Genomic DNA, 236 nt, shown 5'->3' with positions numbered 1-236 from the left:
GTTCTTCCATGCGGAAGAACCGATTATTCGGTATTACCCCCGGTTCCCCGGAGTTATCCCCATCTGCAGGGCAGGTTGCCCACGTGTTACTCACCCGTCCGCCGCTGAAATCAGGGAGCAAGCTCCCGTCAATCCGCTCGACTTGCATGTATTAGGCACGCCGCCAGCGTTCGTCCTGAGCCAGGATCAAACTCTCCATAATAGAGAAATTCGAGTAGCTCGAGTTTCTTGCTGGC

1 rRNA gene is annotated in these 236 nt (G+C 55.1%); it reads right to left on the bottom strand.

Annotation, left to right across the window (positions count from 1 at the left end):
• Positions 1-202 (bottom strand): 16S ribosomal RNA (locus M3191_RS18860); the annotation flags it as partial.
• Positions 203-236 lie beyond the last annotated feature (34 nt).

The sequence above is a fragment of the Sporosarcina luteola genome, assembly GCF_023715535.1.
GTDB lineage: Bacteria > Bacillota > Bacilli > Bacillales_A > Planococcaceae > Sporosarcina > Sporosarcina luteola_B.
The sequence above is the reverse complement of the archived record's forward strand: the minus strand, read 5'-3'. Positions and strand labels throughout refer to the sequence as shown.